Here is a 25,873-nt window from a genome sequence, read left to right as displayed (position 1 = left end):
TCAGACGCCCAGGTTGGCGGGGGAGACGTCGTCCGTGCGCCGCCTGCGCACCGCCCAGAACACCGTGCTGCCCGCGACGATCGTGACGCCGACGCCGATGACGCCCGCGAGGCCGCCGGACAGCCGGGCGTCCCTGACGTCCTTGACGCCGTAGCCGGCGAGCGGCGAGCCGGACGCGGAGTGCTTCTGCGCCTTCCGGTCGATCCCCTTGTCGTGCGCGACCTTCTCCAGGCCGTCGGGGCTGGCGGAGGCGTAGAAGCTGACGAAGCCGGCGAGGACGAGGGAGGTGACGAGGCCGGTCACCCACAGCGTGCGCCGCGAGGTACGCGCCGCCACGGGCGCCGCGGGAGCCGGCGCGTCCACCAGCACGCCGTCCACGCGCAGCCGGAGCCGCTGGTGCAGGCCGCGCGCGCCGTGCACCAGGTCGGGCCGTACGGCGATGACGGCGCCGACGGTCAGCGCGGTGATGACCGCCTCACCGATACCGATCAGCACGTGGACGCCGATCATGGCGGTGGCGACCTTGGCGAGGGAGACGTCGGTGGTGCCGCCGACCGCGTAGATCAGGGTGAAGGCGACCGCGGCGGCCGGCACGGACACCAGCGCGGCGACGAAGGAGGCGACGGTCACCGAGCGCCGCTTGCGGGGCAGCACGGCGAGCAGGCCGCGGAAGACGGCGTACGACACGACGGTGGTGACGATCGCCATGTCGGTGATGTTCACGCCGAGCGCGGTCAGCCCGCCGTCGGCGAACAGCACGCCCTGCATGAGCAGCACCACCGACACGCACAGCACGGCGGTGTACGGCCCGACGAGTATCGCGGCGAGGGCGCCGCCCAGCAGATGGCCGCTGGTGCCGCCGGCGACGGGGAAGTTGAGCATCTGCACGGCGAAGATGAACGCCGCCACGAGACCCGCGAGCGGTGCGGTCCGCTCGTCGAGCTCGCGGCGGGCGCCGCGCAGGCTCACCGCTAGGGCGCCGGCGGCGACCACTGCGGTGACCGCGGAGGTGGGGGCGTCGATGAATCCGTCAGGTACGTGCACCGTACGATTTTAGGCCCTTGTTGCGAACGCCTTGCAAGAGAGACCCGGTCTCGATTCTCGCCGGGGCGGAATCCGGAAACTGTGCGACGCTGGATAGAAAGCGGATGCACAGCTTTCGCATACGTCACCATGCGTGAGAGGGCGGTCCGATGTCGGTAGTCGAACAGTACGCGCGCGCCCATATCGTCACGGACGAGGAGGAGCCGGGGGCCGTACCCGTCATGCTGCGCTACGACCCCGACAGCGACCCCCGCTCCGTCCGCGTCGGCCTTCCCGGACCGCACGAGTGGACCTTCTCCCGCGCCCTCCTCGAGCAGGGGCTGCGGACGCCGGCCGAGAGCGGCGACGTCCGGGTCTGGCCCTGCGGACGGGTCCAGGCCATCGTCGAGTTCCACACCGACCACGGTGTCGAAGTGGTGCAGTTCGAGTCGAAGACCCTGATCAGGTTCCTGCGCCGGACGTACACCGCCGAGCCCGTACGGGTCTGACCGGACCGGCCCGTACGGATGTGACCGGACCAGCCCGTACGGACATGACCTGCCGAGCCCGTACCGATCCGGCCGGCCGGTTCAGCCGCCCGTGCGCAGCAGCGTCGCCACGATCGGGCCGGCCGTGTCGCCGCCGTGGCCGCCCGCCTGGACCACGCCCGCGGCGGCGAGGTCGCCCCGGTAGGCGGTGAACCAGCCGTTGGGCTTCTTCTGCCCGTCGACCTCCGCCGAGCCGGTCTTCGCGCCGAAGTCCGGGCCGAGCCCCGACATCGCCTCGGCGGCGGTGCCGGAGGCGGCTGTGTACCGCATCAGCTCGCGCAGCTGGGACAGCGTCCCGGCCGACAGCCGGCGGGACGCGGTGGCCGGTGTGCGGTGGTCCACGGCCGGGGACACCAGGTAGGGCTGGTGGAAGGTGCCCGACCTGACCGTGGCGGCGACCGAGGCCATGTTCAGCGGGTTCATGCGCACCCCGCCCTGCCCGATCAGCGAGGCCGCCATCTGGGCCGCCGACTGCACCGGCACCGAGCCGTCGAAGGTGGGCACGCCGATCTGCCAGTTGTTCATGGACAGGCCGAAGACCTGCTGGGCCTGGCGGGTCAGGTCGTCGTTCTTCAGCTTCTTCGCCTGGCTGACGAAGGCGGTGTTGCAGGAGCGGGCGAAACTCGCCTTGAACGTGCCGCCCTTGATCTGGAAGTCGTCGTCGTTGTGGAACTTCCAGCCGCCGTACGTGACCGTCTTCGGACAGGGATGCGTCCGGTCCGCGGCGGCCAGTCCCTTGTCGATCAGCAGCGAGGACGTGATGATCTTCATCGTGGAGCCGGGCGCGAGGGCCCCCTGGAAGGCGGTGTTGAAGCCGTGGCCGCTGTTGGCGACCGCGAGGATCTCACCGGTCGAGGGCCGCAGGACGACCACCGAGGCACGCGCGCGCCGGGCCACCTGCCGCTCGGCCGTCGCCTGGAGCGCCGGGCTGAGCGTCGTGCGCACCGTTCCCGGAGTGCCCCGGCTCAGCTCCACCAGCGTCCTGTCGGACAGTTTGGCCGCCCTGGACGCCTTGCCGCGCACCACGCGCAGCTCGACGCCCGCGGTGCCGCCCGCCTTCTTGCCGTACTTCTCCCGCAGGCCGTCCAGCACCGTGCCCAGCGACGGGTACCGGGCGGCCGTCACCTCGCCGCCGTCGCGGTCCAGCGCCTTGACCGGCGGGGTGCCGGACGCGCCGGTGACGAGCGTGTCGCCGTCCTCCAGGCCGGGGTGGACCACGCGGGCGTGCCAGTCGACCAGCGGCCTGCCGTCGCTCGCCCGGCGCACGACGGTGAGCGAACTGCCGTACGACAGCGGCTTGCTCATGTGGCGGTAGGCCACCGTGGCCCTGACGGAGAACGGCACCGCGGCGCCCTTCGCCGGGCCGGGGGTGAGCGTGACGTCCTTCAGGTGGGCGTCCTTGCCGTAGCCGGTGAGCAGCCTGCGCGCGGCGGACGGGTCGTCGGTGGCGGCGGCGGCCTCGGAGACCTCGCCCCGCTGCCAGGCGGTGAGGAAGCGGGTGGTGGCCGTGCGGACCTCGGTGGCGGTGAGCGGGCCGGCCGGTACGGGCTTGTGGCCGGCTGTGGCGGCGGGCCGCTCGTCGGCCGCGGCGCCGCCGCCGTAGAGCGCCCAGGCGCCGAGCGCGGCGCCGCCGACCACCACGGCGATCGTCCCGCCGAGTACGGCCGGACGGGTCTTCCGTCCCTCGGCGACACGCCTTCTCTTGCCCACAGCCTCAGTTCCTCCGCGCCTTCCGCAGGCTGCCCGCAGCCTTCACCCGCCCCAACGACCCCATTTACCTTAGAGTCCCCGTTTTCGCGGGTGGCGTCAGCCGGCGTTCCGTAGCACGCTTGCGACAATCGGACCGGCCGCGTCGATGCCGTGGCCGCCGTCCTCCACCATCGCCGCCGCGGCCACGTCGTCGCGGTATCCGGCGAACCAGCTGTCCGACCTGGCCTCCCCGTCGGCCTCCGCCGAACCCGTCTTCGCGCCCACGTTCCCGCTCAACCCGGCCATCACACCCGCCGCGGTACCGCTGCGCGCGGTGCGGTTCATCATGGCGCGCAGCTGCGCGGCCGTGCCCGGCGGCAGCCCGCGCGCGCGTGCCGGTTCGCGGCCGTCCAGGGAGAGCGGCACGAGCACCGGCTGCCGGAAGGTGCCGGTCATCGCGGTCGCCGTCACGGAGGCCATGTTCAGCGGACTCATCTGGACCTGGCCCTGGCCGATCAGCCCGGCCGCCTTGTCGGAGCCGCCCGCGGCGGGCACCCGGCCGTCGAAGGAGGGCACACCGATCTGCCAGTTGTTCCGGCCGAGCCCGAACCGCTCCTCGGCCTCCCGGGTCAGGGTGTCCGGCTTCACCTCGTCCGCGAACTTCACGAACGCCGTGTTGCAGGACCGGGCGAAACTGTCGGAGAGGGTCGCGTGGTCGTCGGGCGCCAGGCCCTTGAGGTTGTGGAAGGTCTGGCTCATCGAGACGGCGGACGGTGGGCAGGGGGCCGGGCCGTTCGCGGTGGTGGTGCCGGTGTCGATCAGGGCCGCCGCGCTGATGATCTTCATGGTGGAGCCGGGCGCGCGTTCGCCGAGCAGGGCCGCGTCGAAGCCGTCGTTGCGGTGGTCGGCGACCGCCAGGATCTCGCCCGTGCTCGCCTCGACGGCGACGACGGAGGCGTCCGGGTACTTCCCCACGGCCGTCTCGGCCGCCGCCTGCGCCCGCGCGCTGAACGTCGTACGGAGCCGGCCCGGCCTGCCCTTGAGCAGGGTGAGCAGCGGCGTGTCGGCCCGGTCCGCGCCGTCCGCGCCCGCGTGGCGGATGGCCAGCTCCACACCGGCCCGGCCGCCCGCCTTGTCGCCGTACCGCTTGCGCAGCTCGTCGAGCACGGGGCTGAGGGACGGGTACTTCTGCTTCGTCAGCACCCTGTTGTCGCGGTCCACGGCCTCGATCGGCGGGGCCGCCGACTCGCCGGTCACGAGCGTGTCCCCCTTGCGCAGCCGCGGATGCACCACGGACGGCTGCCAGTCGACCAGCGGCCGGTGCGAGGTCCGCCCGCGGACGACGGTCAGCCTGCTGCGGTAGGTGAGCGGCCGTGAGGTGCCGCCGTACGACACCTTCGCGGTGACCGTGAACGGGACGGTCCGGCCGGCGGCCGTGCCGGGGGCGACGTGTACCGCGGTGATGTGCGCGTCACCGCCGTAGGCCGTCAGCAGCTGCCGGGCCGCCTCCGGGAAGTTGGTGTACGAGGCGGCGGTCGCGGCGTCGCCCTTCTCCCAGGCGGCGAAGAACCGCGCGGTCGTCTCCTCGACCTCGGCGGCGCCGGGCGGCCCGCTCTTCACCGCCACGGCCCCGCCCCCACCGCCCCCGCCGTCCAGAGCGGTCAGCAGGTTGTAGGCCCCGTAACCACCACCGCCCAGCACCACCGCGCACACGCCGCCTATGACCCCGGCCTTGACTCCCCTGCGCACCGCGCGCTCCTCCCCGTGTCCCCGCCGGCCCCTGCCGCACCCGGTTTCCTGAACGCGTTCAAAACAGGTTGCCGCAGGCACTCTATGCGGTGGGGAAGCCTCCGCAACGGATCGTGTCGAAACCGTGACTCAGACCCACGTATCCAGCCACATCCGCGACCGCCAGGAGTCCAGGGGGATCGCCGTGCCCGTGTACAGCGGCCAGAAATAGATGAAGTTCCAGGCGATCAGCAGGACCAGTACGCCCGCCGCCGACGCGCCGATCACGCGGCGGGTGTCGGTCGAGCCCGGTGGGCCGATCACCGCGCCCGCCATCATGGCCACCGCCAGGCACAGGAACGGCAGGAAGACCACCGCGTAGAAGAGGAAGATCGTGCGCTCCTGGTACATGAACCAGGGGAGGTAGCCCGCCGCGATGCCGCAGGCGATGGCGCCGGCCCGCCAGTCCCGGCGGAACGCCCACCGCCACAGGACGTAGGCGAGCGCGAAGCAGCCCGCCCACCACAGCAGGGGCGTGCCGAGCGCGAGGACCTCGCGGGCGCACTTCTGGCCCGCGTCCACGGGGCAGCCGTCGGCGCCGGGGGAGGGGGACTCGTAGAAGTACGACACCGGGCGGCCCAGCACGATCCAGCTCCACGGGTTGGACTGGTACGTGTGCGGCTGCGACAGGTGCAGGTGGAACTCGTACACCTCGTGCTCGTAGTGCCACAGGCTGCGCAGCCAGTCCGGCAGGAAGGACCAGGTGCCGCCCCTGCCCTCGGTGGCCGCCCAGTTGCGGTAGTAGCCGCCGGTGCCGTCGGTCGCGGAGAGGATCCAGCCCGTCCAGGAGGCCACGTAGACGACGAGGGCCACCGGGACGGTCGCCACGAAGGCGAGGCCGGTGTCGTACTTGAGGACGGCGGCGTACGGGTGGCGGGCGCCCGCCACCCTGCGGGTGCCGACGTCCCACAGGACGGTCATCACACAGAACGCGGCCAGCACGTACAGGCCGTTCCACTTGGTGCCGGCGGCCAGGCCCAGCATCAGTCCGGCCGCCCAGCGCCAGGGCCGCGGACCGAAGCGGAAGGTGTCGGCGACGTGCCCGTCGGGGCGGACCCGGCCGTCCGGGTCCGCGGGCAGCGCGGCGGCCAGCCGTTCCCGGGCCCGGTCGCGGTCGACGACGAGGCAGCCGAACGCGGCCACCACGAAGAACATCAGCACCCCGTCGAGCAGCGAGGTCCGGCTCATCACGAACTGCAGCCCGTCCACCGCCATCAGCGCGCCCGCCAGGCAGCCCAGGAACGTCGAGCGGAACATCCGGCGCCCGATCCGGCACAGCAGCAGCACGCTCAGCGTCCCCAGCAGCGCCGTCATGAACCGCCAGCCGAACGGGTCGAACCCGAACACCAGCTCGCCCAGCCCGATGACGTACTTGCCGACCGGCGGGTGCACGACGTACGCCGGATCCGTCGGGAGCCCGATCCGGCCGTGCTGCTGCAGCACCAGGTCGTTGGCGGTCTTGCCGTACTTGTCCCAGCTGACCTCGAAACCGCGGTGGACGATCGCCCACGCGTCCTTCGCGTAGTACGTCTCGTCGAATATCACCTGATCCGGCCGGCCCAGGTTCCAGAACCGCATCAGGCCCGCCATCAGCGTCACCAGCAGCGGCCCGCCCCAGCCCGACCAGCGGGTGATCCGGTCGGCCAGGACCGGCGGCACGCCGAACACCCGCCACAGCCGTGGGCTCGGCCCGGTGTACGGCGGCACCAGCCGGTCGCGTACGTCGCCCGCGGGCGCGTCCGCGGGCGGCGCATACCCGAAGCGGCGCAGCCGCTGCTGCCACGACGGCCGCCGGTCGTGCGGCGCCTGCCCCTGCCGGAGGTCCATGGAGGACGCGGTACTGGTCACCGCGCCATCGTAGGGAACCGTGCTGTGGGAGTCCCGTGCAAGCGCGGTACCGGTCGGGACACGGTCGCGCTCCCCGGCCGCCGGGCGCCCGGAGCCGGGCCCGCGACTCCTGGGAGGATGGGGGCGTGACTGGAACCCTTGTCCTCGCAGGTACCCCCATCGGCGACGTCGCGGACGCGCCGCCCCGGCTCGTCGCGGAACTGGCCGGCGCCGACGTCGTCGCCGCCGAGGACACCCGCCGGCTGCGCCGGCTCACCCAGGCGCTGGGCGTCACGCCCAAGGGCCGGGTGGTCTCCTACTTCGAGGGCAACGAGTCCGCGCGCACCCCGGAGCTGGTCGAGGACCTGCTCGGCGGGGCCCGCGTCCTGCTGGTGACCGACGCCGGCATGCCGTCGGTGTCCGACCCCGGGTACCGGCTGGTCGCCGCCGCCGTCGAGCGGGACATCCGGGTCACCGCCGTACCCGGCCCGTCCGCCGTGCTCACCGCGCTCGCCCTGTCCGGGCTGCCCGTCGACCGGTTCTGCTTCGAGGGCTTCCTGCCGCGCAAGGCCGGGGAACGGCTGTCCCGGCTGCGCGAGGTCGCGGACGAACGGCGGACCCTCGTCTACTTCGAGGCCCCGCACCGGCTCGACGACACCCTCGCCGCGATGGCCGAGGCCTTCGGCGCCGGCCGGCGGGCCGCCGTCTGCCGCGAGCTGACCAAGACGTACGAGGAGGTGCGGCGCGGCCCGCTGGAGGAGCTGGCGCGGTGGGCCGCGGAGGGCGTGCGCGGTGAGATCACCGTCGTGGTCGAGGGCGCCCCCGACACCGGACCCGAGGAGGTCGGCCCCGCGGAGCTGGTCCGCCGGGTCCGGGACCGCGAGGAGGCGGGCGAGCGCCGCAAGGAGGCCATCGCGGCCGTCGCGGCGGAGGCGGGGCTGCCCAAGCGCGTGGTCTTCGACGCCGTGGTCGCCGCCAAGCGCGCCGGGGAATGAGCCGGTCCGCGCACTTCACGCCCCATAGGACGGCAAAGGGCTGACGAGCCAGGCAAAGCCCACGTGCCTCATCCGCGGTGCTTGGGCAAGCCCCGCCCAAATCGGCTCCAACACTCGGCAGACCCGATGCGTTCAGGCCGGTGGCGCAGTCCACTGGTCGCAAGGACGCACCCGTCCACAAGGGAGCTGGCATGAGTGAGAACGCAGGGCAGACCGGCCTCCACGGCACGGCCACGGCGGTCGTTCACGAGTCGTATTCGTTCGCCTGCATGCGCTGCGGGCACGGCTGGGAACAGTCGTACGAGATAGAGCACCACACGGACGCGCAGGGGGAGAAGTTCGTGCGGTACGTGACCGACGGGCGGGTCGTGCCCTCACCCCTGAGCCGGCCGGGCTGCCAGAACTGCGACGGCCACGTCGTCCGGATCATGCGCGCGGGCCAGGTCTCCTCGGTGCGCAGCGCGGCCGAGCGGCAGCAGCACCGGGTGCCGCAGGCAGGTCCGGCCGAGGCGCCGCACGGGCCGGGGGCGCCGGCCGGGCAGCCGCACCACTGGCACCTGTCCGACCTCCTGCACCCGTTCCAGCGCCGGGCGAGCTGACCGGAGCACCGGCCCGCACGGGGCCGCCCCTTTCGTAGGATCGGGGCATGCCTTCGAACACCGGCCGCGGCCCGACGGACGACCGCAACGCGGCACCACCGCTCCCGGCCCCCCTCCAGGTGCCCGTCGCCGACTCGCACACCCACCTCGACATGCAGTCCGGCACCGTCGAGGAGGCACTGGCGAAGGCCGCGTCGGTGGGCGTCACGACGGTCGTCCAGGTCGGCTGCGACATCAAGGGCTCGCAGTGGGCGGCCGAGACCGCGGCGGCGTTCGAGTCCGTCCACGCAGCCGTCGCCCTCCACCCCAACGAGGCCCCGCGGATCGTCCACGGCGACCCCGACGGCTGGTCCCGGCAGGGCGCCCGCACCCCGGGCGGCGACGCGGCGCTGGACGAGGCCCTCGCCGAGATCGACCGGCTGGCCGGGCTGCCCCAGGTCAAGGGTGTCGGCGAGACCGGCCTGGACCACTTCCGCACCGGGCCCGGGGGCAAGGCCGCGCAGGAGCGGTCCTTCCGCGCCCACATCGAGATCGCCAAGCGGCACGGCAAGACGCTCGTCATCCACGACCGCGACGCCCACGCCGACGTCCTGCGCATCCTGAAGGAGGAGGGCGCCCCCGAGCGCACCGTCTTCCACTGCTACTCCGGCGACGCGGAGATGGCCGGGATCTGCGCCCGCGCGGGCTACTACATGTCCTTCGCCGGGAACGTCACCTTCAAGAACGCCCAGAACCTGCGGGACGCGCTCGCCGTCGCCCCGCCGGAGCTGGTCCTCGTGGAGACCGACGCGCCCTTCCTGACCCCGGCGCCGTACCGCGGACGGCCCAACGCGCCGTACCTCGTCCCTGTCACGGTCCGTGCCATGGCCGCCGTGCGCGGCACCGACGAGGACACGCTGGCGGCCGCCCTGGGCGCGAACACCGCCCGCGCCTTCGGTTACTGAACCACCCGCTCGCCGCGACACTGCGTAGTCGCGCCGCTTTGGAGAGTGACCGGCGCTCCGCTAGGTTCTGGGGGCCCGGACCCCTGTGGCCCTCTGGAGCGTGTCGGCGTGAGCACATCGCAGTACGAGACCCGAAGGGCGTACGGCCCCAGCGGCGCGCCGCCCGCCGCGCCCGGCGCGCGGGGTGGCGCGTGGCCCGGCCCGCACGACGCGGAGACGGTGACGTACGGGGTCGCGGCCCCGGTGTACGGGGCCGCGTACGACGACACCTGCCGGCCCGCGTACGAGACCCGGACGGCCCCGACGCCGGCGGCGCCCACGCCCACCCTCACCCTCACGCCGGCACCGGTGGACGAGCCGGGCGCGCGCGCCGCAAGGGACGGGCGGGCCGGGCGCCGGCGCAGGGCCCGCTACACCGAGCGCCCCGACTCCGCCATGCGCCGCCTGCTGCCGCAGGCACTGGTCGTGGCCTTCCTGGCCGGCGGCACCACGGCCTTCGTCGCCGAGGACAAGGCCGTCGACCTGAGCGTCGACGGCCGGCAGCGCGTCCTGCACACCTTCGCCGACGACGTGGGCGAACTCCTCGCCGAGGAGGGCGTACGGGTGGGGGCGCACGACATGATCGCGCCGGCCCCCGGCACGGCCCTGCGCAGCGGCGACGCGGTCGCGGTGCGGTACGGCCGCCCCGTCCGGCTCACCCTGGACGGCAGGCCGCGCGAGGTGTGGACGACGGCGCACACGGTGGAGGGCGCGCTGGACGAGCTGGGGGTGCGCGCCGAGGGCGCCCACCTGTCGGTCTCCCGCTCCCGGCCCATCGGACGCACCGGGCTCGCCCTCGACGTGCGCACCGAGCGCGCCGTCACCGTCCTCGCGGACGGCCGGACCAGGACCGTCCGCACCAACGCGGGCACCGTCCGCGAGGCGGTCGGGGAGGCCGGGATCACCCTGCGCGGCCAGGACGCCCTCTCCGTCCCGCCGGACAGCTTCCCGCGCGACGGGCAGACGGTGACCGTGCTGCGGATCAGCGGCGTCCGGGAGGTCCGCGAGGAACAGATCCCGTTCGGCGTCCGGCGCGTGGAGGACCCCACCCTGTTCCGGGGCACCGAGGTCATCGCCAGGCCCGGGCAGCCCGGGCTGCGCCGGACCACCTACCTGCTGCGCACCGTCAACGGGGTGCGGGAGAGACCCCGCCGGGAGCGGACGGAGCTGGTGCGCGGGCCGCGCCCGCAGCTGGTGCGGGTGGGCACCAGGGCGCGGCCCGCCTCCGTGGCCGGCGCCGACCGCCTGAACTGGCGCGGCCTCGCCGCCTGCGAGTCCGGCGGCAGGCCGCACGCGGTCGACCCCTCGGGGACGTACGGCGGCCTGTACCAGTTCGACGCGCACACCTGGCACAGCCTCGGCGGCAGCGGACGCCCGCAGGACGCACCGGCGGAGGAGCAGACGTACCGCGCGAAGAAGCTGTACCTGAGCCGCGGCGCGACCCCCTGGCCGCACTGCGGAGCACGCCTGCACACGTAGGCGGCGGGGGGCGGGCACGATGCGGGCGCCGGGCACCTGGTGAGAGGGCCGGTGCCGCCCCCGTACCCTTGTCCCGTGAGCAGCCCCCTCCCCGACGCCCTCCTCGGCCCGGCCGACATCCGTGAACTCGCCGCAGCGCTCGGTGTCCGTCCCACCAAGCAGCGCGGCCAGAACTTCGTGATCGACGCCAACACGGTCCGCCGGATCGTCCGGACCGCCGGCGTCCGCCCCGACGACGTGGTCGTCGAGGTCGGTCCCGGGCTCGGCTCCCTCACCCTCGCCCTGCTGGAGGTCGCGGACCGGGTCACCGCCGTCGAGATCGACGATGTCCTGGCCGCCGCGCTGCCCGCCACCATCGCCACGCGCATGCCGGAGCGCGCCGACCGGTTCGCGCTGGTCCACTCCGACGCGATGCACGTCACCGGGCTGCCCGGCCCCGCGCCGACGGCCCTGGTGGCGAACCTGCCGTACAACGTCGCCGTCCCCGTGCTGCTGCACATGCTCGACACCTTCCCGAGCATCGAGCGGACGCTGGTGATGGTGCAGTCCGAGGTCGCCGACCGGCTCGCCGCCGCGCCGGGGAACAAGGTGTACGGCGTGCCGTCGGTGAAGGCCAACTGGTACGCCGAGGTGAAGCGGGCCGGGGCCATCGGGCGCAACGTCTTCTGGCCCGCGCCGAACGTGGACAGCGGGCTGGTCTCCCTCGTCCGGCGGACCGAGCCGGTCCGGACGACCGCCGCCAAGGACCAGGTCTTCCGGGTGATCGACGCGGCCTTCGCCCAGCGCCGCAAGACGCTGCGGGCGGCGCTCGCCGGCTGGGCCGGGTCCGCGGCGGCGGCCGAGGCGGCCCTGGTCGCGGCCGGGGTGTCGCCGCAGGCCCGCGGGGAGGCCCTGACGGTGGAGGAGTTCGCCCGCATCGCCGAGCACCGCGACGCCGGGGACGCCGCCCGGCAGGCCGGTTAGCGCCCACGGCACCCGACGCCGGCGGCGCGCGGGGCCCCGGAGCCGCCGGTGGCCCCGGTGCCGCAGGCAGCCTCGGTGACACCGAGGAGCGGCCCCGGCGCCGCCGCCCCGCCCCGTACAGCCCGCACCGCCCCGTACAGCCTTCGTCCCTCAAGGAGCCCGGTCAGCAGTGAGCGTCACGGTCCGTGTACCCGCCAAGGTCAACGCCCAGCTCGCGGTGGGCGCCGCCCGCTCCGACGGGTTCCACGACCTCGCCAACGTCTTCCTCGCCGTCGGCCTGTACGACGAGGTCACCGTCACCCCGGCCGACGAGCTGCGCGTCACCTGCGCCGGCCCCGACGCCGGCCAGGTACCGCTGGACCGCACCAACCTCGCCGCGCGCGCGGCCCTCGCCCTCGCCGGGCGCCGGGGCATCGAACCGGCCGTGCACGTCCACATCGCCAAGGACATCCCGGTGGCCGGCGGCATGGCGGGCGGCAGCGCGGACGGCGCGGGCGCGCTGCTCGCCTGCGACGCACTGTGGGGTACGGGCGCCTCCCGCACCGAACTCCTCGACATCTGCGCCGAGCTCGGCAGCGACGTGCCGTTCAGCCTGGTCGGCGGCGCCGCCCTGGGCGTCGGCCGCGGTGAACGGCTGACCGCCCTGGAGGTCGGCGGCACCTTCCACTGGGTGTTCGCGATGGCCGGGCGGGGCCTGTCCACGCCGGCGGTCTTCCGGGAGTTCGACCGGCTGGCACACGGCCGGGACATCCCCGCACCGGTCGCCTCCCCGGACCTCCTGGAGGCGCTCGCCAAGGGCGACCCGGCGGCGCTGGCGGCGGCCGTCTCCAACGACCTCCAGCCCGCGGCCCTGTCCCTGTTCCCCGAACTGTCCGACACCCTGGCCGCCGGCCGCGCGGCGGGCGCGCTCACCGCGCTGGTCTCGGGCTCCGGTCCCACGACCGCGTTCCTGGCGCGCGACGGCGAGTCGGCGGAGCGGATCGCGCGGGCGCTGCGCGCCTCGGGGACGTGCCGGTCGGTACGGACGGCGGCGGGCCCGGTGCCGGGGGCGACCGTCCTGTGAGAGAGGCTCGAAGGAGCGTCCCCGGGCACCCCGCATCCACCCCCCGAAGGCCTACGCTAGAAGGCTGACCGACCCCCGCGCACAGGAGTGAAATGGCCGTCAACCTGGTCAATGTCGAGAACGTCAGCAAGGTGTACGGCACCCGTGCCCTGCTGGACGGCGTCTCGCTCGGTGTGTCGGAGGGGGACCGGATCGGCGTCGTCGGACGCAACGGCGACGGCAAGACCACCCTCATCCGGATGCTCGCCAAGCTGGAGGACGCCGACACCGGGCGGGTCACGCACTCCGGCGGGCTGCGCCTGGGCGTGCTCACCCAGCACGACTCCCTCGACCCCGCCGCCACCGTCCGCCACGAGGTCATCGGCGACCTGGCCGACCACGAGTGGGCCGGCAACGCCAAGGTCAGGGACGTGCTGACCGGATTGTTCGGCGGGCTCGACCTGCCCGGCTTCCCCAAGGGCCTGGACACCGTGATCGGGCCGCTGTCCGGTGGCGAGCGGCGCCGGATCGCGCTCGCCAAGCTGCTCATCGAGGAGCCGGACCTGGTCGTCCTCGACGAGCCCACCAACCACCTCGACGTCGAGGGCATCGCCTGGCTCGCCGAGCACCTGCGCAACCGGCGCTCGGCGCTGGTCTGCGTGACGCACGACCGGTGGTTCCTGGACCAGGTCTGCACCCGCATGTGGGACGTGCAGCGCGGTGACGTGTACGAGTACGAGGGCGGCTACTCCGACTACGTCTTCGCGCGCGCGGAACGCGAGCGGATCGCCGCCACGGAGGAGACCAAGCGGCAGAACCTGGTCCGCAAGGAGCTGGCCTGGCTGCGGCGCGGCGCGCCCGCGCGGACGTCCAAGCCCCGCTTCCGCGTGGAGGCCGCCAACGAGCTGATCGCGGACGTGCCGCCGCCCCGGGACAGCAGCGAGCTGATGAAGTTCGCCTCCTCCCGGCTCGGCAGGACCGTCTTCGACCTCGAGGACGTCACCGTGCAGGCCGGACCCAAGGTGCTGCTCAAGCACATCACCTGGCAGCTCGGCCCGGGCGACCGGATCGGCCTCGTCGGCGTCAACGGCGCCGGCAAGACCTCCCTGCTGCGCGCGATGGCGGCGGCGGCCCGCACGGAGGGCGAGGCCCAGCCGGCGGGCGGCCGTATCGCCGTCGGCCGGACCGTCAAGCTCGCCTACCTCTCCCAGGAGGTCTCCGAACTCGATCCGGCCCTGCGAGTGCTGGAAGCCGTGCAGCAGGTCCGCGAGCGCGTCGACCTCGGCAAGGGGCGCGAGATGACCGCCGGGCAGCTGTGCGAGACGTTCGGCTTCAACAAGGAGAAGCAGTGGACCCCGGTCGGGGACCTCTCCGGCGGTGAGCGCCGGCGGCTCCAGCTGCTGCGGCTCCTCATGGACGAGCCCAATGTCCTCTTCCTGGACGAGCCCACCAACGACCTCGACATCGAGACCCTCACCCAGCTGGAGGACGTCCTCGACGGCTGGCCCGGCTCGATGATCGTCATCTCCCACGACCGGTTCTTCGTGGAGCGCACCACGGACCGCGTGTTCGCCCTCCTCGGCGACGGCGCCCTGCGGATGCTGCCGCGCGGCATCGACGAGTACCTGGAGCGGCGCCGGCGCATGGAGGAGACGGTGGCCGCGCAGACCGCCACCGCGGCCCCCAAGCCGGTCACCACGGAGCGCAGCGCCGCCGACCAGCGCGTCGCCAAGAAAGAACTCCAGAAGATCGAGCGCCAGTTGGACAAGATCTCCGAGAAGGAGTCCACGCTGCACGCCCAGATCGCCGACAACGCCACCGACTTCGCGAAGGTGGCCGAACTCGACACCCGACTGCGGGACCTCGCCGCGGAGCGCGAGGAACTGGAGCTGCGCTGGCTGGAACTGGCGGAGGACGCGTAGCCCCCGCGCGGTGCGTGGCGCGTGCGCGCGGGGCGTGCGTACGGCGCGATCCAGCCGCGTACCAGCGCGGCACGACGCTGTCGCGCACCCTGCGTGAAGGGCGCGTGAAGGCGCATAACGGGGGCGTCACGGGCCCGTCCTCCCTTGGGAACAGCGGGGGCGCGGGCCCGTGCACTGTCGGTGCCGGGTGATAGAAAGAGCCGTCCGAGAACCGACTCAGTACGACCTTGGATCCGTCACGAACCTCAGGGCGTGGCTAAAAATCAGTGAACGAGGGGGAAGAGCGCTGATGACTCAGCCGCCCGACCAGCCGCCGCAGGGCGGGTTCGGAGCTCCGCAGGACCAGCCGCCGCAGCCCGGTGGTTTCGGCCCTCCGCGGACTCCACCGTCCCAGGGCGGCCCCGACGCCCCCGAAGCACCCCCGGCCCAGGGCGGTTTCGGCCCTCCTGAGGCTCCGCCGGCCCAGGGTGGTGCTGGTGCTCCGCAGACCCCGCCCGTCCAGGGGGATGCCGGCGCTCCGCCGACGCCGCCCGCGCAGGGTGGTTTCGGTGCGCCGCAGGCCCCGCCCGGCCAGGGCGGGTTCGGTGCGCCGCCGCAAGCTCCGCCCGCGCAGGGCGGGTTCGGCGCGCCACCGCCGCCCGCCGGCCCCCCGCCGCAGCCGGGGTACGGCTACCCCCAGCAGCCGGGTCCGTACGCCGGTGCCCCGGGTCCCTACGGCTACCCGCAACCCCCGCAGCAGCCGGGCCCGTACGCCGGCCCGCAGCCCGGTTACGGGCACCCGCAGCAGCCGCCGTACCCCGGCGCGCCCGGCGCCCCCTTCCCGGGCGGCCCGGGCAAGCCGGCCTCCCGGAAGAAGACGGCGCTGATCATCGGCGCGGCGGTCGCGGCGCTGCTCGTCATCGGCGGCACGGTGTACGCGGTCACCTCCGGCGACGGCGGTGGCGGCCACAAGAAGCCCGTGGCCCAGGGCAGCGACGACCCGAAGCAGTCGGCCTCCGGCACGCCCACCGCGGCCGCCGCCGGTGACGACCCCGAGCACCTCAACGAGGGCCGGCAGGCCGGTGACGCGAAGGTGCTCTGGTACAAGCCGGCACCGGACGCCCCGGCGTCGGGCGCCGACGCGCCCGGCCTGTGGGTCAGCGGTGACACGGTGGTGAAGGCGGCGTACAAGCAGGTCTTCGCGTTCGGCACGCAGGACGGGAAGAACGCCTGGGGGCCGGTCGCCTTCCCGCAGAAGATATGCGCGGTCACCCCGCAGAAGTCGGCCGACGACAAGGTCGTCGTGGCGTACATGAGCGGCGGCAGCGACCGCGCCAAGTGCAACCAGCTCCAGCAGCTCGACCTCGCCACCGGCGAGAAGGGCTGGAGCGGCGAGGTCGCCGACGGCGGGCTGTTCGACAGCGCGCTCACCGTCGAACTGAGTGTGAGCGGCAGGACGCTGATGGTGGGGCGCTCCCAGTCGGGCACGGCGTACGACATCGACAGCGGCAAGAAGCTGTACGACAAGAAGCGCTACGGCCAGGCCTGCTTCCCGGCCGCGTTCGCGGGCGGCACCGGGCGGCTGATCCAGGTGGCCTCCTGCGGTGTGGGCACCGGGAACGAGCACGAGGAGATCCAGGAACTCGACCCGGCCACGGGCAAGGTCCGCTGGACCCGGCCGGTCAAGAAGGGCTGGGAGGTCTCCCGGGCCTACTCCGTGGACCCGCTCGTGGTCTACCTGACCAACCGGGAGAAGAAGGCCTGGAACATCTCCACCTTCACCAAGGACGGCGCGTTCCGCTCGGAGGTCAAGGTGGACGAGAAGTTCGCCCCCCGCTGCGGCTGGGCGATCCTCGAACGCGAACTCCAGGGCTGCCAGGGGGTCGTGGCCGACGCCGACACGCTCTACCTGCCCACCGACACCACCATGAGCGCCAATGAGATCGTCGCGATCAGCCTCTCCGACGGCAAGGAGAAGTGGCGGGTCAAGTCCCCGACGAGCCAGCCGATGACCCCCGTGAAGATCGAGGACGGCAAGCTCGTCGCGTACGTGCGGCCGTCCTACGACGCGGGCGGCCAGGTGGTCTCGGTCCCGCTCACCGGCTCCTCCCACAGCACGACCGGGCTGCTGCGGAACCCGCAGGGCGGCGCCGACGCCGAGAACTCCTTCTACGACGGTGTCGTCGACTGGTCCGGCGGGCGGCTCTTCGTCTCCTCGGGCCGGCTGTCCGGCAACGACGCCTCGAAGGAGAAGCTGATCATGGCCTTCGGCAACTGAGCCCGGTGCCTGTTCCCGGCGTCCCGCCCGTCCTGCCCAGTTCCCCTCCGCCCTCCGGCCGCCCGACCGTCCCCGAGGTACCCGCGCCATGACCCAGCCGCCCCCCAACCAGCCGCCGCCGCCCCCCAACCAGCCCCCGCAGGCGCCGAACCAGCCCCCGCAGGCCCCGCCGCCGGGCTACGGCTACCCCCACCCGGCGCCCCCGCAGCCGCCGGCCCAGCCCGGCTACGGCTACCCCCAGCCGCCGGCCCAGCCCGGTTACGGCTACCCCGGCGCACAGCAGAACCCGTACGCCCAGCCCATGCCCCCGGGCTACGGCTATCCGGCCCAGCCCGGTCATCCCGGCCAGCCGATGACCGTGCCGATGCAGCCCCAGCCCGGGAAGGGCGGCGCCGGGCGGAACAACACCGCGCTGCTCATCGTCGTCGCGGCGGTCGTCGCCATCGCGCTGATCATCGGCGGCGGCGTCTGGTACGCCCGGTCCTCCGGCGGCGACGGCAAGAAGCACGACACCGCCTCCTCCGGCGGCACCGGTGGCAAGAACGGCGCGGACGCCTCCGGGGACTCCTCGGGTGGCGGCGGCAAGGAGAAGGCGCCGGCGAACACCGCGTCCAAGGTGCTCTTCCAGGTGCCGATGCCCCGGACCGACGACACGATCGGCACCACCGGCTCGTGGCTGACCGACACGGTGTACGCCAAGAGCGGCATCGCCGAGATCGTCGGCTACGACCCGGCCAAGGGCACGAAGCTGTGGACGCTCAAGCTCCCGGGGCCGGTCTGCGCGGCCAGCGGCCATGTCACCTCCGCCGGCCTGACCGCGATCACGTTCCAGCCGAAGATGCCCACCAAGGACAAGACGGCGGGATGCAGCGAGGTCGCCGCGATCGACCTCACCGCGGGCACAAAACTGTGGACGAAGTCGGTCAAGACCGGTGACTTCCCGATCACCTTCCAGAACGTGACGGTCGCCCAGCACACCGTCGCGGTCGGCAGTTCCGACGGCGGCGCCGCGTTCGACATCGGCTCCGGCAAGGTCCTGTGGCAGCCCAAGCCGGACGACACCTGCTACGACGCGGGTTACGGCGGCGGCACCCGGCTGGTCGCGGTCCGCAAGTGCGGCGCGTACGACAACCGGCAACTGCACATCCAGACCATCGACCCGAAGAGCGGGAAGGTGATCTCCGAGTACAAGATGCCCGACGGCGTCGAGTACGCCTCCGTCGTCTCCACCGACCCGCTGGTGATCGCGGCCGACGTCGGCGACAGCGCGGGCGACGGCAGCGGCGTCTCGGACTACTTCTCCATCGACGGCAGGACCGGCCGGCTCCTCGCGCGCATCTCCGCGCCCGGCGACACGTACGGCGGCCACTGCGACGGCATCACCCGCATCGAGGGGTGCCGGCAGATCGCCGCCGGCCACGGCAGGCTGTACCTGCCGACCGAGGTCCACGACGGCTCCGGCCAGTACAACAAGACCAACGAGATCGTCGCCTTCGACCTGACCACCGGCAAGCCGGCCCGCGGACGTGCCGAGGCCGGCGACGGCTACACGCTCTCCCCGCTGCGCATGGACGGCGGCAACCTCCTCGCCTACATGGCGCCGCCGTGGAACAAGGGCGGCCAGGTCGTCAGCATCGACGGTGATTCGCTCAGGACGACCAAGCTGCTGGAGAACCCCGGCACGCGCAGCGTGCACCAGGGCGAGAGCGGCCTGCTGCCCGAGTACGCGGAACTCCTCTTCGGCAAGGGCCGCCTGTACATGTCGGCCGTCTTCGCCCACAAGACGAACCCGGCGTACGGCAAGGAGTACCTGCTGATGGCGTTCGGCACGGACGGCTGACCCGGCCCGGACTCCGTCACCCGTGTCACCCGAATGAGTGACTTGCCGAGAAGTGCCCCGGATTTCATCGATCCGGGGCACTTCTCGGTGAGACGGGCAGCGCGACGTCGAACAAGCGTGTAGCTTCCGGGGGCATGAAGGGCGGGGGTGCCTGGGTTTCTGGGGGGTTGCTCTATGGGAGTGCGGCTCGTGGTCGTCGACGACCACCGCCTGCTCGCGGAGGCGCTGGCGTCGGCGCTGAAGCTGCGCGGTCACCGGGTGCTGGCCGCGGCGGCACCGGCCGCGGGCGCGGCTGATCTGGTGATCGCACGGGCGCCCGAGGTGTGCCTGCTGGGTACGGCGGCCCCGGCCGAACCGGGGATCTTCGACCCGGTGGTGAAGATCAAGCGGGAACGGCCGCAGGTGGCGGTGCTGGTGCTGGGCCCGGTGCCCTCACCGCGCGGGATCGCGGCGGCCTTCGCCGCGGGCGCCTCGGGATACGTACGGCACGACGAGCGGATCGAGGGCGTCGAGCGGGCCATCGGCAAGGCCCGGGCCGGCGAGGCCGCGGTGGCTCCCCAACTGCTCCAGCAGGCCTTCGCCGAGCTGCTGAACCCCGCCGCACAGCCCGACGACGAGGCCCAGCGGCTGCTGGGGATGCTGACGCCGCGGGAGGTGGAGGTGCTCGTCAGGGTGGCCGACGGGGAGGACACCCGGCTGATCGCGGCGGGCATGGGCATCGCCCCGAGCACCGCGCGGACGCATGTGCAGCGGGTGCTGATGAAGCTGGGGGTGGGATCGCGCCTGGAGGCGGCGGCCCTGGCCGCCCGCACGGGCCTGCTGGACCGAGCGGCCGCTGTCCGCCCCGCCCGGGACCCCCGGCCCTGACACCGCCGCCCCGGAAGGGGCCCGGGGAACCGCGCGCCCAGCTCCCACGCGCCCGCGTCCGGGACGGCCGGTGATTACTCCTTCTCCTCCGCCGGCCCCTCCGGGGGAACCGCCGCAGGGGTCGGCCGCAGCTTCAGCCAGCCCAGGAAGAAGATGCCCAGCAGCAGCATGCCGATGCCGGTCCACAGGTTGATGTTGACGCCCTCGGCCTTGTCGATCGCGGCCTGGGAGTCGGTGATTCCGGTGATCGTGACGATGATGCCGTAGATCACGAACAGGCCGCCGATGATGCGGCGCAGGTCGAAGATGCGGGCCGCCGTGGCGGACTTGCCCTCCAGCTCGGTGACTTCCCGCTGGACGTCCTCCTCCGAGTAGCCGGTGCGCTCGGGGTGACGGTCGGAGTGCTCGGTCATGGTTTCCTCGATCCTCCCGCGTCAGAACGAGAACGGGATGTAGCAGGCGGCGGCCAGGACGACCGCGCCCCAGCCCAGCAGGGCCGGCCTGCGGTACCAGGCGTCGTCGCCCGCGGCGGGCGGTTCGGACATGCCGGGGGAGCGGGTGCCGTAGACCAGGCCCTGGAGCTGCTCCGCCGGCTTCGGCTCGGTGAACAGGGACACCGCGACCATCACGACCGCGCCGGCGACGAAGCCCGCGATCGCCGAGACGAAGTTGGCGCCCTGGTCGGTGGGGATGGAGATGATGCCCTTCTTGTAGAGGACGAAGTAGTTGACCATCGCCGTCACGGTGCCGGCCAGCAGGCCCCAGAACCCGGACTTGGCGGACGCGCGCTTCCAGAACATGCCGACGATGAAGACGACGAACATCGGCACGTTGAAGAAGGAGAACAGCGTCTGGAGGTAACTCATGATGTTCGAGAACGACGACGCCAGGAAGGCCGTGCCGACGGACGCGGCCACGCCCACCGCGGTGATCAGGCGGCCGAAGCGGACGTAGTAGGCGTCCTCGCGGCCGCGCACCACGTACTTGGCCCAGATGTCGTTGGTGAACACCGTGTTGAACGAGGACACGTTCGCGGCCATACCGGCCATGAAGGCCGCCAGCAGACCGGTGACGGCGATGCCGAGCACGCCGTTGGGGAGCAGCTCCTGCATCAGGTAGGGGATGGCGTCGTTGTACTGGTAACCGGAGGCGGCGGAGCCGAAGTTCGGGATGAGCGCGGCGGCGACCAGACCGGGGATCATCACCAGGAAGACGATGAAGATCTTCGGGTAGGCGGCGATCAGCGGCGTCCGCTGCCCGGCGGAGAGGTTCTTCGCGGACAGGGCGCGCTGCACCTCGGCGAAGTTGGTGGTCCAGTAGCCGAAGGAGAGCACGAAGCCGAGGCCGAGGACGATGGTGAGCCAGTTGGCACCCAGCGGGTTGGTGCTGCCGATGCCGGTGCCGCCCCAGGCCGTGGTGAAGTTGCCGCCGTGGGTGGCGGTCAGCTTGTCGGTCAGCCCGCCCCAGCCGCCGACCTTCTTCAGGCCGAGGATGGTGATCGGGATGAGGGCGGCGAGGATCACGAAGAACTGGAGCACCTCGTTGTAGATCGCCGAGGACAGGCCGCCCAGGGTGATGTACGCGAGCACGAAGGCGCCGGCGACGACGATGGCGACCCACTGCGGCCAGCCGAGCAGGGCCTCGACGACGATCGCGAGGGCGTAGAGGTTGACGCCCGCGATCAGGATGGCGGCGAACGCGAACAGGATCGAGCTGAGCAGGTGGGCGGCCCGGTCGAAGCGAAGCAGCAGGAACTCGGGGACCGAGCGGACCTTGCTGCCGTAGTAGAAGGGCATCATCACCAGGCCGAGGAAGACCATGGCGGGGATGGCGCCGACCCAGTACCAGTGCACGGTGTAGGCGCCGTACTGGGCGCTGTTGGCCGCCATGCCGAGGATCTCGGTGGCGGCAAGGTTCGCGGAGATGAAGGCCAGGCCCGTGATCCAGGCGGGCAGGGAGCGGCCGGAGAGGAAGAAGTCGAGGCTGGTCTTCACGGACCGGCGGGCGGCGAAGCCGATGCCGAGGACGACGACGAAGTAGATCGCCAGGATCGTGTAGTCCAGCCAGTTGGTGGGGAGCCGTAGCTCCGCCGCCAGGTAGGTGGGGGACTCTGTGGGGGTTTGCATGAGAACTCGCTTCGTTGCGCGAACTGATCCAGAGCGGAACCTACGCCGCCGTGTTCAGTATTTGAACACTTTGACTGGTGTTCTTTGTTTGATTGTGATCGAGCGAGCCGATGTCGAGTTGTGATCTGTTATGTTTGATTGTGTTGAGTCATTGGGTGCGGGCACGCCCCCTCAGGGCGTCGAGCAAGGAGTCCGGCGTGAAGAAGACCTCGACCCGGCTGGCCGACGGCCGTGAGCTGATCTACTACGACCTCGGTGACGACACCGTGCGCGACGCGGCCGACCGCCGTCCGCTGGACCCTACGGTCACCACCTCCGAGATCCGCCGCGACCCGCTGCTCGGCGACGCGGTCGCCGTGGCCTCCCACCGCCAGGGCCGCATCTACCATCCGCCCGCCGACGAGTGCCCGCTGTGCCCGACCCGGGGCGAGCGGCTCAGCGAGATCCCGGACTCCTCGTACGACGTCGTCGTCTTCGAGAACCGCTTCCCGTCCCTCGCCGGCGACTCCGGCCGCTGCGAGGTCGTCTGCTTCACCTCCGACCACGACGCCTCCTTCGCGGCCCTGACCGAGGAGCAGGCGCGCCTGGTGCTGGACGCGTGGACGGACCGCACCTCGGAGCTGTCGCATCTGCCCTCCGTCGAGCAGGTGTTCTGTTTCGAGAACCGTGGGGCCGAGATCGGTGTCACCCTCGGTCACCCGCACGGACAGATCTACGCCTACCCCTTCACCACCCCGCGCACCGCGCTGATGCTCCGCTCACTCGCCGCGCACAAGGAGGCGACCGGCGGGGAGAACCTCTTCGACACGGTCCTGGAGCGGGAACTCGCCGGGGAGCGAGTCGTCCTCGAGGGTGAACACTGGGTGGCCTTCGTGCCGTACGCGGCGCACTGGCCGTACGAGGTCCACCTGTACCCCAAGCGCCGCGTCCCCGATCTCCTCGCGCTCGGCGAGGCCGCGCGCACAGAGTTCCCCCAGGTCTATCTGGAACTCTTGAGGCGCTTCGACCGGATCTTCGGCGAGGGTGAGCCTCCGACGCCCTACATCGCGGCCTGGCACCAGGCCCCGTTCGGCGCGCTGGAGGAGTTCGACGGCGTCACGCGCGACGACTTCGCGCTCCACCTCGAGCTTTTCACCATCCGCCGCACTTCCGGCAAGCTGAAGTTCCTCGCGGGTTCCGAGTCCGGCATGAACGTGTTCATCAACGACGTGCCGCCGGAGCGCGCGGCCGAGCGACTGCGAGAGGTAGCGAGTTCATGAAGTACCTGGTGACGGGTGGCGCGGGATACGTCGGCGGGGTCGTGGCCCAGCATCTGCTGGAGGCCGGGCACGAGGTCACCGTCCTCGACAACCTCTCCACCGGCTTCCGCGAGGGCGTGCCCGCAGGCGCCGCCTTCGTCGAGGGCGACATCCGCGACGCCGCCAAGTGGCTCGACTCCTCCTACGACGGCGTGCTGCACTTCGCCGCGTTCTCGCAGGTCGGCGAGTCGGTGGTGAAGCCGGAGAAGTACTGGGACAACAACGTCGGCGGCAGCATGGCCCTGCTCGCCGCGATGCGCGACGCGGGCGTGCGCTCGCTGGTCTTCTCCTCCACGGCGGCCACCTACGGCGAGCCGGAGCAGGTCCCGATCACGGAGCACGCGCCGACGCGGCCGACCAACCCCTACGGCGCCTCCAAGCTCGCCGTCGACCACATGATCACCAGCGAGGCGCACGCCCACGGCCTGGCCGCGGTCTCGCTGCGCTACTTCAACGTCGCCGGCGCCTACGGCGCCCAGGGCGAGCGCCACGACCCCGAGTCGCACCTGATCCCGCTGGTCCTCCAGGTCGCCCAGGGCCGCCGCGAGGCGATCTCCGTCTACGGCGACGACTACGCGACCCCCGACGGCACCTGCGTGCGCGACTACATCCACGTCGCCGACCTCGCCGAGGCCCACCTGCTGGCCCTGGCGGCGGCCCGGCCGGGCGAGCACCTGATCTGCAACCTCGGCAACGGCAACGGCTTCTCCGTCCGCGAGGTCATCGAGACCGTCCGCCGGGTCACCGGCCACCCGATCCCCGAGGTGGCCGCCCCACGCCGGGGCGGCGACCCCGCGGTCCTGGTCGCCTCGGCGGACACGGCCCGCGAGAAACTGGGCTGGAACCCGTCCCGCGCGGACCTCGCGGGCATCGTCGCGGACGCGTGGGAGTTCGCGCAGAGCATCACGAGGGAGCACTAGTGGGGGCACAGCAGGTCGCGGAGCGCTACGCCGAGCTGTACGGGGCGCCGCCGGAGGGCGTGTGGGCGGCCCCCGGCCGGGTGAACCTGATCGGTGAGCACACCGACTACAACGACGGCTTCGTCATGCCGTTCGCACTGCCGCACCAGGCGCTCGCGGCGGTCTCCCGCCGGGACGACGGGCTGCTGCGCCTGCACTCGGCGGACGTCGCGGGCGGGGTCGTGGAGCTGCGGCTGGACGCCCTCGTACCCGGCGGCGACGAGAACTGGACGGCGTACCCGGCGGGCGTGGTCTGGGCGCTGCGCGAGGCGGGCCACGAGATCACCGGCGCCGACGTCCACCTGTCGTCCACCGTGCCGACGGGCGCCGGCCTGTCCTCGTCCGCCGCGCTGGAGGTCGTCATCGCCCTGGCGCTCAACGACCTGTACGGCCTCGGCCTGAAGCGCTGGAAACTGGCCCGCCTGTGCCAGCGCGCCGAGAACGTCTACGTCGGCGCCCCCACCGGCATCATGGACCAGACGGCGTCGGCGTGCTGCGAGCCGGGCCACGCGCTCTTCCTCGACACCCGTGACCTGTCCCAGCGGCAGATCCCCTTCGACCTCGCGGCCGAGGGCCTGCGCCTGCTGGTCGTGGACACCCGGGTCAAGCACGCCCACAGCGGCGGCGAGTACGGCAAGCGCCGGGCCGGCTGCGAGAAGGGCGCGGCCCTGCTCGGCGTCGACGCCCTGCGGGACATCCCCTACGCCGGCCTGGACGCGGCCCTGGCCCGCCTGGGCGACGAGGAGGAGGTCGTCCGCCTCGTCCGCCATGTCGTCACCGAGGACCACCGGGTCGAACGCGTCGTCGGCCTCCTCCGCTCCGGTGAGACCCGCGCGATCGGCCCGGTCCTCACCGAGGGCCACGCCTCCCTGCGCGACGACTTCCGCATCTCCTGCCCGGAGCTGGACCTGGTCGTCGACACCGCCCTGGCCCACGGCGCGCTCGGCGCCCGCATGACCGGCGGCGGCTTCGGCGGCTCGGCGATCGTCCTGGCGGAGGCGACCGACGTGGACGCACTGACCAAGGCGGTCGAGGAAGCCTTCACCGCGGCGTCCTTCGCGGCCCCCCGCGTCTTCGAGGCCGTCCCGTCCCCGGGAGCCCACCGGCTCCCCTGACCCGGCGGGGAACGCCCACTCGGATCAGGCGCTTGGTCAGCGTGTACTCCGTGATACCCGGGGGGTAGTCGGGGACCGTGCCCACCACCTCGTAGCCCTGGCGGCGGTAGAAGCGCGGGGCCTGGAAGTCCCAGGTCTCCAGGCGGGCCGCCGTGCAGGCGCGATCGGTGGTGGCGAGGTGTTCGGCCTCGGCGAGGAGGCGGGTGCCGAGGCCCGTGCCGCGGTGGCGGGCGTCGACCCACAGGTAGGTGATGTGCAGCCAGGCCGCCCAGGTGTGGCCGACCAGGCCGCCCGCCAGGTCGCCGGTGCCGTCCAGCGCCCACACGTGGAGCGGTGTCTCGCGTTCGGCGGGGGTGCCGCGCAGCGCGGCGATCACCGGGGACGCCGCGGCGTTGGTCTCCCGGAGCCGTGAGCGGAGCAGATCACGTCGGTCTCTGTCGACTTCCGCCTCAATACGAAACATGCGGCACACGATAAGCGCGCCGGACGGCCAGTTCTGCAAATCGTCTTCCGCTGTGTGCGCGCATCCGTACTCTGAGGAGCAGCACCGGTG

Annotated in this window: 21 protein-coding genes; 14 read left to right on the top strand and 7 right to left on the bottom strand. The window is 72.7% G+C overall.

Annotated features, from left to right (window positions below; all coding sequences use genetic code 11):
* Nucleotides 1–1,044 (bottom strand): energy-coupling factor ABC transporter permease, encoded by a 1,044-nt coding sequence (locus tag ACGFT1_RS21595; protein ID WP_373910567.1) that lies wholly within the window; start codon nt 1,042–1,044, stop codon nt 1–3.
* 149 nt (nt 1,045–1,193) lie between these two features.
* On the opposite strand from ACGFT1_RS21595, the gene ACGFT1_RS21590 reads away from it, so the two are divergent.
* Nucleotides 1,194–1,532 carry an SsgA family sporulation/cell division regulator gene (locus ACGFT1_RS21590; protein ID WP_373910566.1) on the top strand — a complete coding sequence of 113 codons (339 nt, stop codon included), beginning with the start codon at nt 1,194–1,196 and terminating at the stop codon, nt 1,530–1,532.
* Nucleotides 1,533–1,613: 81 nt separating this feature from the next.
* Here ACGFT1_RS21590 and ACGFT1_RS21585 read toward each other — a convergent pair whose 3' ends face one another.
* From ACGFT1_RS21585 to ACGFT1_RS21575, 3 genes are all read right to left on the bottom strand, one after another.
* Nucleotides 1,614–3,281, bottom strand: a complete 1,668-nt coding sequence (locus ACGFT1_RS21585; RefSeq protein WP_373910565.1) for a penicillin-binding transpeptidase domain-containing protein — start codon at nt 3,279–3,281, stop codon at nt 1,614–1,616.
* Nucleotides 3,282–3,377: 96 nt separating this feature from the next.
* Complete coding sequence (locus ACGFT1_RS21580) at nt 3,378–5,009, bottom strand: penicillin-binding transpeptidase domain-containing protein (RefSeq protein ID WP_373910564.1); 1,632 nt, start codon at nt 5,007–5,009, stop codon at nt 3,378–3,380.
* 129 nt (nt 5,010–5,138) lie between these two features.
* On the bottom strand, nt 5,139–6,896 hold the full coding sequence (locus ACGFT1_RS21575) for a dolichyl-phosphate-mannose--protein mannosyltransferase (protein ID WP_373910563.1): 1,758 nt from the start codon (nt 6,894–6,896) through the stop codon (nt 5,139–5,141).
* Between the two features lie 125 nt (nt 6,897–7,021).
* Here ACGFT1_RS21575 and rsmI point away from each other — a divergent pair, with 125 nt between their 5' ends.
* The 10 genes from rsmI (at nt 7,022) to ACGFT1_RS21525 (ending at nt 19,822) form a co-directional block, all read left to right on the top strand.
* Nucleotides 7,022–7,870 (top strand): 16S rRNA (cytidine(1402)-2'-O)-methyltransferase, encoded by an 849-nt coding sequence (rsmI, locus tag ACGFT1_RS21570; protein WP_373910562.1) that lies wholly within the window; start codon nt 7,022–7,024, stop codon nt 7,868–7,870.
* Nucleotides 7,871–8,061: 191 nt separating this feature from the next.
* Entirely contained in the window at nt 8,062–8,469 is a 408-nt protein-coding gene (locus ACGFT1_RS21565; RefSeq protein WP_373910561.1) for a hypothetical protein, read from the top strand.
* A gap of 47 nt (nt 8,470–8,516) precedes the next feature.
* Complete coding sequence (locus tag ACGFT1_RS21560) at nt 8,517–9,413, top strand: TatD family hydrolase (RefSeq protein WP_373910560.1); 897 nt, start codon at nt 8,517–8,519, stop codon at nt 9,411–9,413.
* Nucleotides 9,414–9,521: 108 nt separating this feature from the next.
* Nucleotides 9,522–10,931, top strand: coding sequence for a ubiquitin-like domain-containing protein (locus tag ACGFT1_RS21555; RefSeq protein WP_373910559.1), 1,410 nt, complete (start codon nt 9,522–9,524; stop codon nt 10,929–10,931).
* 75 nt (nt 10,932–11,006) lie between these two features.
* Nucleotides 11,007–11,894 (top strand): 16S rRNA (adenine(1518)-N(6)/adenine(1519)-N(6))-dimethyltransferase RsmA, encoded by an 888-nt coding sequence (gene rsmA, locus ACGFT1_RS21550; RefSeq protein ID WP_356817605.1) that lies wholly within the window; start codon nt 11,007–11,009, stop codon nt 11,892–11,894.
* Nucleotides 11,895–12,063: 169 nt separating this feature from the next.
* Nucleotides 12,064–12,957, top strand: coding sequence for a 4-(cytidine 5'-diphospho)-2-C-methyl-D-erythritol kinase (locus ACGFT1_RS21545; protein ID WP_373910558.1), 894 nt, complete (start codon nt 12,064–12,066; stop codon nt 12,955–12,957).
* Nucleotides 12,958–13,049: 92 nt separating this feature from the next.
* The gene (locus ACGFT1_RS21540) at nt 13,050–14,858 is read left to right on the top strand and encodes an ABC-F family ATP-binding cassette domain-containing protein (protein WP_373910557.1); all 1,809 of its coding nucleotides are present in this window, start codon (nt 13,050–13,052) and stop codon (nt 14,856–14,858) included.
* Between the two features lie 289 nt (nt 14,859–15,147).
* The gene (locus ACGFT1_RS21535) at nt 15,148–17,115 is read left to right on the top strand and encodes a PQQ-binding-like beta-propeller repeat protein (protein WP_373910556.1); all 1,968 of its coding nucleotides are present in this window, start codon (nt 15,148–15,150) and stop codon (nt 17,113–17,115) included.
* Between the two features lie 88 nt (nt 17,116–17,203).
* Nucleotides 17,204–18,955 (top strand): PQQ-binding-like beta-propeller repeat protein, encoded by a 1,752-nt coding sequence (locus tag ACGFT1_RS21530; RefSeq protein ID WP_373910555.1) that lies wholly within the window; start codon nt 17,204–17,206, stop codon nt 18,953–18,955.
* 174 nt (nt 18,956–19,129) lie between these two features.
* Nucleotides 19,130–19,822: a LuxR C-terminal-related transcriptional regulator gene (locus ACGFT1_RS21525; protein ID WP_373910554.1), complete on the top strand. Its 693-nt coding sequence runs from the start codon at nt 19,130–19,132 to the stop codon at nt 19,820–19,822.
* 74 nt (nt 19,823–19,896) lie between these two features.
* On the opposite strand, the gene ACGFT1_RS21520 is transcribed toward ACGFT1_RS21525, so the two are convergent.
* Together ACGFT1_RS21520 and ACGFT1_RS21515 are read right to left on the bottom strand one after the other, a co-directional pair.
* The gene (locus tag ACGFT1_RS21520; RefSeq protein ID WP_373910553.1) at nt 19,897–20,235 is read right to left on the bottom strand and encodes a hypothetical protein; all 339 of its coding nucleotides are present in this window, start codon (nt 20,233–20,235) and stop codon (nt 19,897–19,899) included.
* A 21-nt stretch (nt 20,236–20,256) separates the two neighbouring features.
* Nucleotides 20,257–21,948, bottom strand: a complete 1,692-nt coding sequence (locus tag ACGFT1_RS21515; protein WP_373910552.1) for a sodium:solute symporter family protein — start codon at nt 21,946–21,948, stop codon at nt 20,257–20,259.
* Nucleotides 21,949–22,145: 197 nt separating this feature from the next.
* On the opposite strand from ACGFT1_RS21515, the gene galT reads away from it, so the two are divergent.
* From galT to galK, 3 genes are read left to right on the top strand one after another with little or no spacing between them, the layout of a single operon-like run.
* Nucleotides 22,146–23,207 carry a galactose-1-phosphate uridylyltransferase gene (gene galT / locus ACGFT1_RS21510; protein ID WP_373910551.1) on the top strand — a complete coding sequence of 354 codons (1,062 nt, stop codon included), beginning with the start codon at nt 22,146–22,148 and terminating at the stop codon, nt 23,205–23,207.
* Nucleotides 23,204–24,166: a UDP-glucose 4-epimerase GalE gene (gene galE, locus ACGFT1_RS21505; RefSeq protein WP_373910550.1), complete on the top strand. Its 963-nt coding sequence runs from the start codon at nt 23,204–23,206 to the stop codon at nt 24,164–24,166. The genes galT and galE overlap by 4 nt, the downstream gene beginning before the upstream one ends.
* Complete coding sequence (gene galK / locus ACGFT1_RS21500) at nt 24,166–25,320, top strand: galactokinase (RefSeq protein WP_373910549.1); 1,155 nt, start codon at nt 24,166–24,168, stop codon at nt 25,318–25,320. Before galE ends, galK begins: the two co-directional genes overlap by 1 nt.
* On the opposite strand, the gene ACGFT1_RS21495 is transcribed toward galK, so the two are convergent.
* On the bottom strand, nt 25,247–25,783 hold the full coding sequence (locus tag ACGFT1_RS21495) for a GNAT family N-acetyltransferase (RefSeq protein WP_373910548.1): 537 nt from the start codon (nt 25,781–25,783) through the stop codon (nt 25,247–25,249). The genes galK and ACGFT1_RS21495 overlap by 74 nt on opposite strands.
* Nucleotides 25,784–25,873 lie beyond the last annotated feature (90 nt).

It is taken from the genome of Streptomyces sp. Y20 (assembly GCF_043195475.1).
Taxonomy (GTDB): Bacteria; Actinomycetota; Actinomycetes; order Streptomycetales; family Streptomycetaceae; genus Streptomyces.
This window is presented reverse-complemented; position numbering and strand designations above follow the sequence as displayed.